This window comes from Pseudomonas inefficax, from assembly GCF_032164165.1.
GTDB classification, from domain to species: domain Bacteria; phylum Pseudomonadota; class Gammaproteobacteria; order Pseudomonadales; family Pseudomonadaceae; genus Aquipseudomonas; species Aquipseudomonas inefficax.
This window is the reverse complement of sequence record NZ_CP134401.1, coordinates 1,150,497-1,165,104: the sequence shown is the minus strand read 5'-3', so window position 1 is coordinate 1,165,104 and position 14,608 is coordinate 1,150,497. Positions and strand designations below refer to the sequence as shown.

Annotated in this window: 13 protein-coding genes; 8 read left to right on the top strand and 5 right to left on the bottom strand. The window is 63.3% G+C overall.

The features are described 5' to 3' along the window. Positions 1 to 63: 63 nt before the first annotated feature. The 3 genes from RIN61_RS05195 (at position 64) to RIN61_RS05185 (ending at position 3,817) form a co-directional block, all read left to right on the top strand. Positions 64 to 741, top strand: coding sequence for a response regulator (locus RIN61_RS05195; protein ID WP_025340281.1), 678 nt, complete (start codon positions 64 to 66; stop codon positions 739 to 741). Further along, positions 738 to 2,084: an ATP-binding protein gene (locus RIN61_RS05190; RefSeq protein ID WP_207879306.1), complete on the top strand. Its 1,347-nt coding sequence runs from the start codon at positions 738 to 740 to the stop codon at positions 2,082 to 2,084. The genes RIN61_RS05195 and RIN61_RS05190 overlap by 4 nt, the downstream gene beginning before the upstream one ends. Before the next feature lie 410 nt (positions 2,085 to 2,494). After that, positions 2,495 to 3,817: a dicarboxylate/amino acid:cation symporter gene (locus RIN61_RS05185; protein ID WP_025340279.1), complete on the top strand. Its 1,323-nt coding sequence runs from the start codon at positions 2,495 to 2,497 to the stop codon at positions 3,815 to 3,817. 120 nt (positions 3,818 to 3,937) lie between these two features. On the opposite strand, the gene tsaA is transcribed toward RIN61_RS05185, so the two are convergent. The 4 genes from tsaA to RIN61_RS05165 form a co-directional block, all read right to left on the bottom strand. After that, positions 3,938 to 4,630 carry a tRNA (N6-threonylcarbamoyladenosine(37)-N6)-methyltransferase TrmO gene (gene tsaA / locus RIN61_RS05180; RefSeq protein WP_112253469.1) on the bottom strand — a complete coding sequence of 231 codons (693 nt, stop codon included), beginning with the start codon at positions 4,628 to 4,630 and terminating at the stop codon, positions 3,938 to 3,940. Positions 4,631 to 4,636: 6 nt separating this feature from the next. Then, positions 4,637 to 5,098 (bottom strand): YehS family protein, encoded by a 462-nt coding sequence (locus tag RIN61_RS05175; protein ID WP_112253470.1) that lies wholly within the window; start codon positions 5,096 to 5,098, stop codon positions 4,637 to 4,639. Positions 5,099 to 5,147: 49 nt separating this feature from the next. Continuing rightward, on the bottom strand, positions 5,148 to 5,858 hold the full coding sequence (locus RIN61_RS05170; RefSeq protein ID WP_313856077.1) for an rRNA pseudouridine synthase: 711 nt from the start codon (positions 5,856 to 5,858) through the stop codon (positions 5,148 to 5,150). A gap of 77 nt (positions 5,859 to 5,935) precedes the next feature. Continuing rightward, entirely contained in the window at positions 5,936 to 6,388 is a 453-nt protein-coding gene (locus tag RIN61_RS05165) for a GNAT family N-acetyltransferase (RefSeq protein WP_207879308.1), read from the bottom strand. Between the two features lie 321 nt (positions 6,389 to 6,709). Between RIN61_RS05165 and RIN61_RS05160 the strand changes: the two genes are divergently transcribed. The 4 genes from RIN61_RS05160 (at position 6,710) to RIN61_RS05145 (ending at position 10,842) form a co-directional block, all read left to right on the top strand. Beyond that, positions 6,710 to 7,333, top strand: coding sequence for a hypothetical protein (locus tag RIN61_RS05160; RefSeq protein WP_375149944.1), 624 nt, complete (start codon positions 6,710 to 6,712; stop codon positions 7,331 to 7,333). A gap of 188 nt (positions 7,334 to 7,521) precedes the next feature. Then, positions 7,522 to 8,367, top strand: a complete 846-nt coding sequence (locus RIN61_RS05155; RefSeq protein ID WP_215521304.1) for a DUF6502 family protein — start codon at positions 7,522 to 7,524, stop codon at positions 8,365 to 8,367. After that, positions 8,364 to 10,037 carry a DUF5666 domain-containing protein gene (locus RIN61_RS05150; protein WP_313856072.1) on the top strand — a complete coding sequence of 558 codons (1,674 nt, stop codon included), beginning with the start codon at positions 8,364 to 8,366 and terminating at the stop codon, positions 10,035 to 10,037. The genes RIN61_RS05155 and RIN61_RS05150 overlap by 4 nt, the downstream gene beginning before the upstream one ends. 55 nt (positions 10,038 to 10,092) lie before the next feature. Next, on the top strand, positions 10,093 to 10,842 hold the full coding sequence (locus RIN61_RS05145) for a hypothetical protein (protein ID WP_215521302.1): 750 nt from the start codon (positions 10,093 to 10,095) through the stop codon (positions 10,840 to 10,842). 199 nt (positions 10,843 to 11,041) lie between these two features. Here the strand turns inward: RIN61_RS05145 and rimO are convergent, their stop codons facing one another. Then, on the bottom strand, positions 11,042 to 12,373 hold the full coding sequence (gene rimO, locus RIN61_RS05140) for a 30S ribosomal protein S12 methylthiotransferase RimO (RefSeq protein WP_013973825.1): 1,332 nt from the start codon (positions 12,371 to 12,373) through the stop codon (positions 11,042 to 11,044). 235 nt (positions 12,374 to 12,608) lie between these two features. On the opposite strand from rimO, the gene RIN61_RS05135 reads away from it, so the two are divergent. After that, on the top strand, positions 12,609 to 14,519 hold the full coding sequence (locus RIN61_RS05135) for a potassium transporter Kup (protein ID WP_207876968.1): 1,911 nt from the start codon (positions 12,609 to 12,611) through the stop codon (positions 14,517 to 14,519). Positions 14,520 to 14,608: the final 89 nt, after the last annotated feature.

Genomic DNA, 14,608 nt, shown 5'->3' with positions numbered 1-14,608 from the left:
CCTGTGGGAGCGGCTTTAGCCGCGAAAGGGCCGGTACAGGCAATAAATATCAAGGAGCTGCACATGAAACTGCTGGTGGTCGAGGACGAAGCCCTGCTTCGCCATCACCTCTACACCCGCCTGGGCGAAAGCGGCCATGTGGTCGAGGCGGTGGCCGATGCCGAAGAGGCGCTGTACCAGGCCGGGCAGTACCACTTCGACCTGGCCATCATCGACCTGGGCCTGCCCGGCATCAGCGGGCTGGAACTGATCACGCGCCTGCGCAGCCAGGACAAGACCTTCCCCATTCTCATCCTCACCGCCCGCGGCAACTGGCAGGACAAGGTCGAGGGGCTTGCCGCCGGTGCCGACGACTATCTGGTCAAGCCGTTCCAGTTCGAAGAACTCGAGGCGCGCCTGAACGCCCTGCTGCGCCGCTCCAGCGGCTTCACCCAATCGACCATTGCCGCCGGCCCGCTGGTGCTCGACCTCAACCGCAAGCAGGCGACGCTGGACGAGCAGCCCCTGGCTCTGACGGCCTACGAATACCGCATCCTCGAATACCTCATGCGCCATCACCAGCAGGTGGTGGCCAAGGACCGCCTGATGGAGCAGCTGTACCCGGGTGACGAGGAGCGCGACCCCAATGTCATCGAAGTGCTGGTCGGCCGCCTGCGGCGCAAGCTCGAGGGCGAGCACGGTTTCAAGCCGATCGACACCGTGCGCGGCCTGGGCTACCTGTTCACCGAGCGCTGCCGATGATCCGTTCGCTGCGGGTGCGCCTGATGCTGGCGGCCGCGGTGCTGGCGCTGCTGTTCATGCTGGCGCTGCTGCCGGCCTTGCAGAAAGCCTTCAGCCTGGCCCTGCAGGAGTCGATCGAACAACGCCTGGCTTCGGATGTGACCACGCTGATTTCCGCTGCGCGCATCGAACATGGCCAACTGCAGATGCCGACGCTGCTGCCGGACGAGCGTTACAACCTGCCATACACCGGCCTGCTCGGCTATATCTTCGACCGCGACGGCGAGCTGGTCTGGCAGTCGCGGGCTACCGCCGCGCAGAACATCAACTACCGCCCGCGCTACGACGGCCGTGGCAATGAATTTGCCCGTATTCACCAGGCCGATGGCGAAGAGTTCTTCGTCTATGACGTCGAGATAAAGCTGCTGGGTGGCCAGAGCGCCGCTTACAGCATCGTTGCCCTGCAACCTGTGCGCGAATACCAGCACACCCTCGATGGCCTGCGCGAAAAGCTTTATCTGGGCTTTGGCGCGGCCTTGCTGGCGCTGCTGGCGCTGCTATGGGCCGGTTTGACCTGGGGCCTGCGTTCGTTGCGCCGGCTCAGTCGCGAGCTGGACGATGTGGAATCGGGCGAGCGCGATGGCCTGAGCGGCGAACACCCACGTGAGCTGCTGCGCCTGACCGGCTCGCTGAACCGCCTGTTGCGCAGCGAGCGCGAGCAGCGCCAGCGCTACCGTGATTCGCTCGATGACCTGGCGCACAGCCTGAAGACGCCGCTGGCGGTGTTGCAGGGGGTGGGCGAAAGCCTGCAGCAGCGTAGCGGCGAGCGCGAGCAGGCGCGCGTGCTGCAGAGCCAGATCGAGCGCATGAGCCAGCAGATCGACTACCAGCTGCAACGCGCCAGCTTGCGCAAGAGCGGCCTGGTACGCCACAGCGTGCTGCTGCGACCGCTGCTGGACAGCCTGTGCAGCACCTTGGCCAAGGTGTACCGGGACAAGCGGGTGGAGGTGACCCTGCAACTGCCCGAGGCGGCGCAGGTGCCGATGGAGCAGGGCGCGTTGCTGGAGCTGCTGGGCAACCTGCTGGAGAACGCCTACCGCCTGAGCCTTGGTCAGGTGCGCGTGAGCCTGGAGCAGGCGCCTGGGCTGTTGACCTTGTGCATCGAGGACGACGGGCCGGGGGTGCCGGTGGATCAGCGTGAGCGGATTCTGGAGCGTGGGGAGCGGCTCGACAGCCAGCATCCGGGGCAGGGGATCGGGCTGGCGGTGGTCAAGGATATCGTCGACAGCTATGACGCCGAGTTGAGCCTGGGTGATTCTCCTCTGGGGGGCGCGGCGTTCAGGATTACATTCAACCTGGATTGATTTTTAGCCTGTGCCGGCCTCTTCGCGGGTAAACCCGCTCCCACAAGACCGCAGAGGATCTGAATGCAGCCCGGTCACTGTGGGAGCGGGTTTACCCGCGAAGAGGCCAGCCCAGGCTATTGATGATGGGCGGATTCCCGCCAATGCCCCTGTACAAATCCCGCCATCGGGCGGAAATCCGCCAGCCCACCTCAGGCAAGTCGCCCCGTCGTTGGGCGTTTATCCCTTGCAAATACGGCCCTTGCACCCTTCGTGGGCATTTTGGCACCACCCTTGCTATTGATCCTCGCAGAGGCCTGCCCAGGCAGCTCGAACACAACGACAAATCCCTCCGGGTGCAGGAGGGTTAGCGATTCAGGTGCCCCATCGCCCTGGGAAGGGTGAACCGGCACACTTGAGGAAAATTAGCCATGACGACACGTCAGCCGCTGTACAAATCCCTGTATGTCCAGGTGTTGGTCGCCATCACCATCGGCATCCTGCTCGGCCACTACTACCCGGAGACGGGCGTCGCTCTCAAACCCTTGGGTGACGGCTTCGTCAAACTGATCAAGATGGTCATCGCCCCGATCATCTTCTGCACCGTGGTCAGCGGCATCGCCGGCATGCAGAGCATGAAGTCGGTCGGCAAGACCGGCGGTTACGCGCTGCTGTACTTTGAAATCGTCTCCACCATCGCCCTGATCATCGGCCTCGTCGTCGTCAACGTGGTCAAGCCGGGCGCTGGCATGCACATCGACGTCAGCACCCTGAACGCCAGCAGCGTGGCTGCCTACGCCGCCGCCGGCGCGCAGCAGACCACTGTCGGCTTCCTGCTCAACGTCATTCCCAACACCGTGGTCGGCGCCTTCGCCAACGGCGACATCCTGCAAGTGCTGATGTTCTCCGTGCTGTTCGGCTTCGCCCTGCACCGCCTGGGCAGCTACGGCAAGCCGGTGCTGGACATGATCGACCGCTTCGCCCATGTCATGTTCAACATCATCAACATGATCATGAAGCTGGCCCCGGTCGGTGCATTTGGTGCAATGGCCTTCACCATCGGCCAGTACGGCGTTGGTTCGCTGGTGCAGCTTGGCTACCTGATGGCCTGCTTCTACATCACCTGCCTGCTGTTCGTGCTGGTGGTGCTGGGTGGTATCTGCCGCGCCCACGGCTTCAGCGTCCTCAAGCTGATCCGCTACATCCGTGAAGAACTGCTGATCGTACTGGGCACTTCCTCCTCGGAATCGGCCTTGCCACGCATGCTGGCGAAGATGGAGCGCCTGGGTGCGAAGAAGTCGGTGGTTGGCCTGGTCATCCCGACCGGTTACTCGTTCAACCTCGATGGCACCTCGATCTACCTGACCATGGCTGCGGTGTTCATCGCCCAGGCCACTGACACCACCATGGACATCACTCACCAGATCACCTTGCTGCTGGTGCTGCTGGTGGCATCCAAGGGTGCTGCCGGCGTTACCGGCTCGGGCTTCATCGTGCTGGCCGCCACCCTGTCGGCTGTTGGCCATCTGCCGGTTGCCGGCCTGGCGCTGATCCTCGGCATCGACCGCTTCATGTCCGAAGCCCGCGCCCTGACCAACCTGGTTGGTAACGCCGTTGCCACCGTGGTCGTGGCCAAGTGGGTGAAGGAAATGGACAACGACAAGCTGGCATCGGAGCTGGCCTCCGGTGGTGCGCCGCTGGTCGATACTCGTCCGACCGACGACCTGGGCGTGGCTGAAGGCCCGGCTCGCTGATCGCGGGATGGTGAAAAGAAAAAGGCGACCTCAGGGTCGCCTTTTTCATGTGCCTTCATACCTGTGCGCGCTCCTACAAGGGACCGCGTACAGGCGCGAAGACCGCGCACAGTCCAGAGGTCAGGCCAGCACCACCTCCAGCACCCGGATCACGTCCGGTTGCGGGTAGTGCCAGCGCACCTGCACATCCCAGAACTTCACCCCATACACCCGCTCCGCCGGCGGCACCTGGTAGGCCGGCCGTGGGTCCTGCGCCAGGCATTGCTCGATCAGCTCCACCAGCGGTTCACCCAGGCGCAGTGCATGTTCGCGGGCCTGGAGCAGGGCGTTGTCGCCCCACTGCACGGCGATCGCGGCTGGCGCCTGGCTGGCCATCTGGTTGCTGGCGCCAGCGATGCTATCGGCGTACGGCACATACGGCTTGATGTCCAGCACCGGCGTACCGTCCAGCAGGTCGATACCAGACAGCAGCAGCCGCCCGGGTTCCACGCCTTCCAGGCGTACCACCGACTGACCGATGCCATTGGGCCGGTGGGTGGCGCGGGTGGCGAACACACCCATGCTCTTGTTCCCGCCCAGCCGCGGTGGCCGCACCTTCAGGCGGGGTTTGTCTTCCAGTGCCTGGTGAAACAGGAACAGCAGCCAGACATGGCTGACCTGCTCCAGCCCCTCGACCGCATCGCCCTGGTCGAACGGCGGCAGCAGCTCGAGCACTCCGCGTGCGGCGGGCGCCAGTTGCGGCTGGCGCGGGATGGCAAACTTCTCCTTGAAACAGGAGCGGATGACGCCGACCGGGGTAACCGTGTGCTGCATGGCCAATCAGCCGCGCACGCGCAGGGTCAGGCCCTTGAGGAAATTGCGCAGCAACTGGTCGCCGCAGGGGCGGTAGTTGTCATGGCCAGCCTTGCGGAACAACGCACTGAGCTCGGGTTTGCTGACCGGGAAGTTGACCGACTTGAGGATCGCATGCAGGTCATCTTCCTTGAGCTCGAAAGCCACCCGCAGCTTCTTGAGGATGAGGTTGTTGGTCACCGGCAGCTCGATCGGCTGCGGCGGGCGGCTGTCATCCTTGCCGCGACGGTGGATCACCAGGCCGTCGAGAAAGTGCGCGATGACCCGTTCCGGGCAGCGCACGAAGCCTTCCTCGTCTTCCTTCTTCAGGTAGGTGGCCAGTACCAGGGGGTGCACGTCGAGGCCAGATAGCCCGATGATTTCGGCCATCTTGGCGTCATTCACCTTGAGCATGTAGCGCAGGCTGCGCAGGACGTCGTTGTGGTTCATTGTTGCAGAATCCTGTTCAGGTGCCGCGCCTGTGGGCGCGGCGTATTGCTTAGAAACGTTCAGTAGTGGCCAGGTAGCGCCACTGGCCCAGGGGCAACTTGCCCATCGACACGCCACCCAGGCGGATGCGGCGCATGCCGACCAGCTCCAGGCGCAGGTAGGCGCACAGCTCGGCAATCTGCCCTGGCTGCGGGTTTTTCAGGGCCATGCGAAGGTGGGTCTCGTTCTGCCAGCTGGCCTTGGCTCTAGGCAGCTCGCGGTCATTGCGGGTGGCACCGCGCGCCAGGCGTTCCAGCGCCTGGGGCGTGGTTTCGCCACGCACTTCAACGATGAATTCCTGTTCGAGACGGCGCAGGTCCGCGTCGATCTTGCGGGTTACCCGCCAGTCCTGGGTGAATACCTGCAGGCCGCTGGCACCACGTTCCAGCGGCGCCACACAGGCCTGCCGGGCAAAATGCCCGTGCAAGGCGCGCACACCTTCGCGGTGGGCTTCGCTGAGGGTGCTCATGTTCATGCTGGCGCGGGCGGTTTCGCTGTCCACGCTGGCCGGTTGGTTCAGCAGCAGGGTTACCGGTTCCAGCGTTTCGGCACGGGCACCCGGCAGCAGTTCGACGCGCTGCTGCTCGACCTTGAACTGCGGTTGCTCGACCACCACGCCATCGACCGTGACCCAGCCGCCTTCAATATACTGCTCGGCCTCGCGGCGGGAGCAGCCAAGCTGCTCGATAAGGCGTTTGGACAGGCGGACGGGTTCGGACATGACGGCAATTCGCAAAGGCAGGGAAAGACCTGCATTGTACCTGCCCGCGCGGCCGAGGGGCTGGGAATCTGTGTCATTTACGCCGTTTTGCGCAGGCGCATGTGCAGCAACGGGTAGGGTTGCCCCAAGCCGTCGGTCTCCGAACGGCCGATCACCTCGAAGCCCTCATGCAGGTAGAAGCCCAAGGCTTGCGGGTTCTGTTCATTGACATCCAGCCGTTCGGCATTCAGTTCGTCTATTGCATAGTGCAGCAGGCGCTTGCCAACCCCTTTGCCACGGTAGTGCGGTGCGACGAACAGCATGTCCACGCGCCCGTTGGCGACCCCGGCGAAACCACAGATGCGCTGGCGGTCCTTGCAGCAGATCAGCATTACGGCGTCGAGGTAGCGACGCAGTACCTGGTCGCGTAGCAGGACGATGTAGCCATCCGGCAGGAAGTCGTGGGTGGCACGTACCGAGTCCTCCCACACCTGTGCCAGTTCGCCGTAGTCACCCAAGCGCGGGGTTTGCAGCGTCAGTACCGAATGCATGCCGGTGTTCCTCCATGACGATAAGGCAAACATAGCAGGCCAACCACTGGTCGGCTTGTCCGTGCGCTGCTTGAACCTCGGTATTCGCCGGTCTATTACTTTTTCGTGGGAAAAATTCCCACGCATCGAAAGGCAACAACCGAACTCAGGATTCCCGGCTCGATTTGGCGTTTCTCATGGCGACAACCTGGAGACGAAATATGCAAATCCATGTGCTGTTCAAAAAGGCTCTATTGGCTGTAGCCGTTGCTGGCGTGCTGTCGACTTCCATCGTTCTGATCCCAGACTCGATATCCAGTGGCTCCAGCGCCTACGCCAAGGATGGCGGTGGAGGTGGCGGTGGCGGTCACGGTGGCGGTCACGGTGGCGGCGGTGGTGGTCATGGCGGTGGCGGGCACGGTGGCGGCGGTGGCGGTCATGGCGGTGGCGGCGGCGGTCACGGTGGCGGCGGTGGCGGTCATGGCGGTGGCGGCGGTGGTCACGGTGGCGGCGGTGGTGGCCATGGCGGTGGCGGCGGTGGTCACGGTGGTGGCGGTGGCCATGGCGGTGAAGGCGGCGGCCACGGCGCTGGCGGGGATGGAGATGGCCATGCCGGCAACAGTGGGCGCGGCCACGACGGTTCCTCGAACTCTGGGCGCAGCGGCAACCACGCTGAAGCAGGTGACGATCATGGCAATCACGTTGGCGGTGAGCCTGGGGACGATCACGGTAATCACGTTGGCGGCGAGCCCGGTGACGATCATGGCAATCACGTTGGCGGTGAGCCCGGGGACGATCATGGCAATCATGTTGGCGGTGAGCCTGGCGATGACCACGGCAATCATGTTGGTGGTGAACCTGGTGATGATCGTGGCGACCATCTGGGTGGCGAACCGGGTGATGACCGCGGTGAGCATGCCGCAGGCGAACCGGGTGATGACAACAGCAGGAGCTGACTGGCTCTGAACGGTCTCATGCAGCGCCTACGGGGCGGGCCTGCGTGAGGCCAGGTTCGGATACACGGCAGCCCCACTCAACGCGAAATGCAATGAGCGCCGACGACTATCCCTCATCTCGTCAGGGATATGGTTACAGTTGGTGTGGGATCTTTTCCCGCGTCGTATACTGGGTTCATCTGTCAAGGAATGCGCTCAATGCAATCGCCTACCATCCCCCCTTCGATGTTAAGCGCACTGCGGCGTGTCATGCGTCCTCTGGTGCGCCTGATGCTGCGCAAAGGGGTCACTTTCCCGATGTTCGCCGACCTGCTCAAGGAAGTGTTCGTCGATGTCGCTCATCGCGAATTTCGCCTGGACGGTACAGTGCCGACCGACAGCCGCATCAGCCTGCTCACGGGCGTGCATCGCAAGGATGTCCGGCGTCTGCGCAGCGAGGGGGGCGAATCGCTCGGCGCGCTGCCGGAAAACATCACGTTAGGTGCGCAGTTGGTCAATATGTGGACCACCGGCAAGCCGTTCTGCTCGGAGCCTGGCCAGGCGCTGCCGTTGCCGCGCCTGGCGAGTGTCGGCGGCGATAGCTCGTTCGATGCCCTGGTGGCGAAAGTCAGCACCGACATCCGCGGGCGGGTGGTGCTGGATGAGTGGTTGCGCCTGGGTATCGTCCGGCTCGATGAGCACGACTGTGTGCACCTGGAAGCCCAGGCATTCGTGCCGCAGAAAGGCTTCGACGAAAAGGCCGCGTACTTTGGCCACAACCTGCATGACCATGCCTGTGCAGCAGTGCACAACCTGAGTGGGGACGGCCAGCCGTTCTTTGAACGCAGTGTGCACTACGACGCCTTGAGCCCGGCCAGCGTCGACCACTTGCGTGCAGCAGTGGAAAAGGATGGCATGCAGATGCTGCTTGCCTTCAGCCGGCTCGCATCAGGCCTGGAAGAGGTCGATGTACCCAGTGCCGAGCAACGTCAGCGCATCACTGTCGGGCTTTATTTCTACACTGAGACTACCGACCCCGATTTGTCGAAGACATCAGAGCCATGACTTCCTTCGCGCGCTGCCTCAGTGTCGTCACGCTGATCCTGGGTTTCGGGCTGAACCTGATGGCGCCTGGCCAGGTGGTCGCAGCGCCGGTGTGTGTCAGCCGTGACGAAGTGGGTATGGCGGGTGCGGCGGGCTTGCAGTTTCCGGGTGGTATTGGTGGTACCGGCGCCAGAACGGGCGGTGTCGGCGGTACCGGTGTGCGCAGTGAAAACGGCGGAATGGGTGGCACCGGTGCGCCGCTGCCGCAGCGCCCTGGCGGCACGGGCGGGACCGGTGCGGTGGCCGACGGTGTGGACGGCACCTTCATCGATAACGGCGGGGTGGGCGGTACCGGCGCACCGACCCTGCGCCCGGGCGGTACCGGGGGCACGGGCATCGTTGGCACTATCACCGGGTTCGCCTCGATCTGTGTCAATGGGCTGGAAGTACACTTTGGCAAAGATGTGCCCGTGAGTGAAAACGGTGCGCCTGCCAGTAGCGCTCACCTGGCAATCGGCCAGGTTGTCGCGGTGGAGGCCTTTGCCGGCAAGCGAGGCCTGCAAGCAGGGCGCATCTCGATCCTCAACGTTTACGAAGGGCCGCTGACGGCACTGCCCAATGCTTCGGCCCCCCTGCGGGTCATGGGCCAACCCGTGCGGCTTGCTGCAGGGGCGCGGGTGGCTGAGGGGCTGCGCCCGGGCGAGCCGGTCAGAGTCAGTGGACTGCGCGATGCCAAGGGCGAAGTGGTAGCCAGCCGTATCGAACGGGCGCCAGGGCTCAGGGAGGCCAGTGCCATCGGTGCGGTTGATCGTACTGGTAACCTTCAAGGGCTCAAGCTGGGAACCCGTGTGGCACCCGCGCGGGAAGTGCTGGTGCGTGGGCAGTGGACCGGGCGCCAGCTGGTAGTGGCGCAAACCCGTCCAGACCCGAGCCTGCCTTTTGCTGGCCGTGTGCAGGCGGCGGTGATCGAAGGGCTGGTACAGCGCAGCCACGCTCAACAACTGGTGGTGGCAGGCATCAAGGTGACGCTGGGGCAGGGCACAGTGATCGTCGGCAAGCAGCCCGCGGCATTGGCGCTCGATCAACGTGTGCGGGTGAGCGGGGTGTTCAGTGGCAAGCACGAGCTGCGGGCGACCCGCGTGGAGTTCCATGATGACCGAGTCGACAACCCGGACAGAGGGCATTCGGGGCGTGGCAGCGAGCACGGTGCCAGTGACGTTGAAGGGGTCAGCAATAGCGGGCATGGCGGACGCGATACGACCAGTGACCGCATTGAAAGCAGTGATGACCACAGCGGGCACGGCGGTATTGACGATTCCAGTGGTCGGGGCAGTGCTGAGGGCGTGGACAGGTCCGGAACGTCGGAACGTGTCGAAACCGTGGAGCAACCCGAGAGCAGCAATAGTGGAAGCTCTGACCGGGTACAGAAGGTCGAGCTTGAAAAGGTGGAAAAGATTGAAAAAGCGGAGAAGATTGAAAAGGTAGAGAAAGTAGAAAAAGCCGAGAAGATCGAGAAGCCCGAAAAGGTCGAGAAGATCGAAAAGCCTGACAAAATCGAGAAAGTAGAAAAAGTAGAGAAGGTCGAGAAAGTAGAGAAGGTCGAGAAAGTAGAGAAGGTCGAAAAGATCGAAAGGCCCGAAACAACAGAGAAAGTCGAAAAAGTGGAACATCCGGAGCGATCTGGGCATTAGGCAACTAGGCTGGGGAAGTGCCATCACCGTTCCCGGCCGGGATACCGAGGTGCAGATGAGACCCACGCTCCCTCTTTTCGCCTGCTTGCTGTCATGCGCCAGCGCCTCGGCCCTGGGCGATACCTTCAGCGCCGCCATAGGCATGGACTATTCAAGTGGCGACTATGGCACGGGTACAACCTCGGAAATCTGGTACGTCCCCGTGGTCGGCAAGTATGAAACCGGCCCGATGACCTACAAGGTCACCGTGCCCTGGCTGCGCATCACCAACCCAGAGGTGGGCCCGAACGGTGACCCCTTGCCCGGTGGCTGCCGGGATGTGGAAAGCGGGTTGGGGGACACGGTTGCCAGCGCCGGTTATGCCCTGCTCGATGGCAGTGGCGGCGGCCTGATGCTGGACCTGATCGGCAAGGTCAAATTCCCCACTGCCGATGAAGACCAGTGCCTGGGCACCGGTGAATACGACTACACCGGCCAGGTCGACATCGCCAAGGCCTTTGGCCCGGTGACCGGCTTCGCGACCCTGGGCTGGAAGAAGTTCGGCGACCCGCCCGACAGCGATTTCGACGACCCGATATTTGCCAGCCTCGGCTTCGCCATGCCCGTGGCTGCAGGCACTTCGGCGGGCGCCTCCTACGACTGGCGGCAGAAGGTCGTCTCGACGGGCGCGCAGATCAGGGAACTTACCCTGTTCCTGACACACAAGCTCAACCAGCAGTGGAAAGTGCAACTCTATGCGGTCAAAGGCTTCTCGGATGCCAGCCCGGATGCAGAGGGCGGCCTGATGCTTTTTCATGCGTTCTGACGAAAAAGCCCCTGACCCGGTAATGCCTGTCAGACAGTGTTAACGGGGCCGCTTCGCAGCCCATCGCCGGCAAGCCGGCTCCCACAGGTACCGCGCAGAATTCAGGATTTGCGCGATCCCCTGTGGGAGCCGGCTTGCCGGCGATGGGCCGCGAAGCGGCCCCAAATTACACAACTGCAGGCATTATGTTCCAGCGCGATTAGATGGGTTCAGCCCACATGTCGTATTCGTCGGCATCCACCACGCGGCAACGCACCTTGTCACCCGGCTTGAAACCGTGGTCGCCATCGATGAACACGCTGCCATCGATCTCCGGGGCGTCGAAGAAGCTGCGGCCAACCGAACCTTGCTCTTCCACTTCATCGATCAATACGTCGATTTCCTTGCCGATGCGCAGTTGCAGGCGGGCGGCGCTGATGGCCTGCTGGTGGGCCATGAAGCGGTCCCAACGGTCCTGCTTGACGTCGTCCGGCACTTCTTCCAGGCCCAGGTCGTTGGCCGGGGCGCCTTCCACCGGCGAGTACTGGAAGCAGCCCACGCGGTCCAGCTGGGCTTCGGTCAGCCAGTCCAGCAGGTATTGGAAGTCTTCTTCGGTCTCGCCCGGGAAACCGACGATGAAGGTGGAGCGAATCACCAGCTCCGGGCACTGCTCGCGCCAGTTCTTGATACGCGCCAGGGTGCGGTCTTCGAACGCCGGGCGCTTCATGGCCTTGAGCACTTTCGGGCTGGCGTGCTGGAACGGGATGTCCAGGTACGGCAGGATCTTGCCGGCGGCCATCAGCGGGATCACGTCGTCGACGTTCGGGTATGGGTAAACGTAATGCAGGCGTACCCAGGCACCCAGGCTGCTCAGTGCTTCGCACAGTTCGAGCATGCGGGTCTTGACCGGGCGGCCGTTCCAGAAGTCGGTCTTGTACTTGACGTCGACGCCATAGGCGCTGGTGTCCTGGGAAATCACCAGGATTTCCTTGACCCCGGCCTTGACCAGGCGCTCGGCCTCGCTCAGCACTTCGCCGACCGGGCGGCTGACCAGCTTGCCGCGCATGGACGGGATGATGCAGAAGCTGCAGCTGTGGTTGCAGCCTTCGGAAATCTTCAGGTACGCATAGTGGCGCGGGGTCAGCTTGACGCCCTGCGGCGGCACCAGGTCGATCAGCGGGTTGTGGTCCTGGCGTGGCGGCACCACTTCGTGCACGGCGTTGACCACCTGCTCGTACTGCTGCGGGCCGGTGACCGACAGCACGCTCGGGTGCACGTCACGGATGCTGCCTTCCTCGACACCCATGCAGCCGGTGACGATGACTTTGCCGTTTTCCTTGATCGCTTCGCCGATCACTTCCAGCGACTCGGCCTTGGCGCTGTCGATGAAACCGCAGGTGTTGACCACCACCACGTCGGCGTCCTCGTAGGTGGGCACGACTTCATAGCCTTCCATGCGCAGCTGGGTCAGGATGCGCTCGGAATCGACCAGGGCTTTTGGGCAACCCAGGCTTACGAAACCTACCTTGGGGGTGGCGGGCGTGGTGGACATGACTAACCTCGGTATTGAATGCAGGTCGCCCGACCGGAATCGGGGGCGATCTTGACGGGCGCTTTTGGCGCCTCTGATCAAAAAGTGCGCAATTCTAGCGAGCGCAGGTTCGCTTGACCAGCAGAAATGCGACGAACGCTGCGCTATGCTTCGCGCCATTGCGTCGGGGGTATCGGTATCACCTGGCGCATGGGGAATTCTACTGGCCTTGCAAGGCCGTCTGCGGGAGTGTTCGATGGTTCAGGCAAGCAGTCACGCCGAGGGCGGGCACGAGGGGAAGCAGGGCGCGACGCGGTCGCTGAGCCTGCTCGTGGCGGCGGTCGGGGTAGTTTATGGCGATATCGGTACCAGCCCGTTGTATACCCTCAAGGAAGTCTTCAGCGGCGGGTACGGAGTACCGGTCAACCATGACGGTGTGCTAGGGATCCTGTCGCTGATCCTGTGGTCGCTGCTGTGGGTGGTGTCGTTCAAGTACGTGATGTTCATCCTGCGCGCCGACAACCAGGGCGAGGGCGGCACCATGGCGTTGACCGCGCTGGCGCGGCGGGCCACGGCGGCCTACCCGAGGTTGCGCACGTTGATGGTGGTGTGCGGGTTGATCGGCGCTTCGTTGTTCTATGGCGACAGCATGATCACCCCGGCGGTGTCGGTGCTCTCGGCGGTAGAGGGCATGGGCCTGGCGTTCGAGGGTATCGACCACTGGGTGGTGCCGATTTCGCTGGTGATATTGGTGGCGCTGTTCCTGGTGCAAAAGCACGGCACCGACAAGATCGGCAAGCTGTTCGGCCCGATCATGGTCATCTGGTTCGTGGCGCTGGGTGCGCTGGGGGTGCATGGCATTTCGCAGAGCCCGGATGTACTCAAGGCATTCAACCCGATCTGGGCGGTGAACTTCTTCGTGGTTCACCCCGGCATGGGTGTCGCCATTCTCGGTGCGGTGGTGCTGGCACTGACCGGTGCCGAGGCGTTGTACGCCGACATGGGCCACTTTGGCCGCAAGCCGATCGCCCGGGCCTGGTTTGCCTTGGTACTGCCGGGGCTGGTGCTCAACTACTTTGGCCAGGGCGCGTTACTGCTGCAAGACCCCGAGGCGGCACGTAACCCGTTCTACCTGCTGGCGCCGGGCTGGGCGCTGCTGCCGATGGTCGGTTTGGCTACCATGGCCACGGTGATCGCTTCGCAGGCGGTGATCTCAGGGGCGTTCTCCCTGACCCGCCAGGCCATTCAGCTGGGCTACATTCCCCGGATGCAGGTCCAGCATACCTCCAGCGACGAACAGGGGCAGATCTACATCGGCGCAATCAACTGGTCGCTGATGGTCGGCGTGGTACTGCTGGTGGTCGGTTTCGAGTCGTCCGGAGCCCTTGCGGCGGCCTACGGCGTGGCGGTGACCGGTACCATGCTGATGACCACCATCCTGGTCTCGGCGGTGATGCTGCTGCTGTGGAAGTGGCCACCGGTGCTGGCAGTGCCGATCCTGCTGGGCTTCCTGTTCGTCGACGGGCTGTTCTTTGCCGCCAACGTGCCGAAGATCGCCCAGGGCGGTGCCTTCCCGGTATTGGCCGGGGGCGTGCTGTACCTGTTGATGAGCACCTGGAAGCGCGGCAAGCAAATCCTGATGGAGCGTATCGACGAAGGCGCGCTGCCACTGCAGCTGTTCATCAGCAGCATACGCATTCAGCCGCCGCACCGGGTCGAAGGCACGGCGGTGTTCCTCACGGCGCGCTCCGATGCGGTGCCCCATGCGCTGTTGCACAACATGTTGCATAACCAGGTGCTGCACAGTCAGGTCGTGCTGTTGACGGTTGTCAGTGAGGACCGGCCACGGGTACCGGAGCAGGAGCGTTTCGAAGTGGAGGCTTATGGCGACGGGTTCTTCCGCGTGCTGCTGCACTTTGGCTTCATGGACGAACCGGATGTGCCGGCGGCGCTGAAGCTTTGCCACCTGGAAGAGCTGGACTTCAGCCCGATGCGCACCACCTACTTCCTCAGCCGCGAGACCGTGATCGCCTCACGGCTGGAGGGGATGTCGCGCTGGCGGGGCAACCTGTTTGCGTTCCTGCTGAAGAATGCCAACGGCAACTTGCGCTTCTTCAACCTGCCGTTGAACCGGGTGATCGAGCTGGGGACCCAGGTCGAGATCTGAGGTGCAATACAGATTTCAAGGCAGTACCCGCTCCCACATGGACCGCATAGCTTTCAAAGCTTGCGCTGTACCTGTGGGAGCGGGTTTAC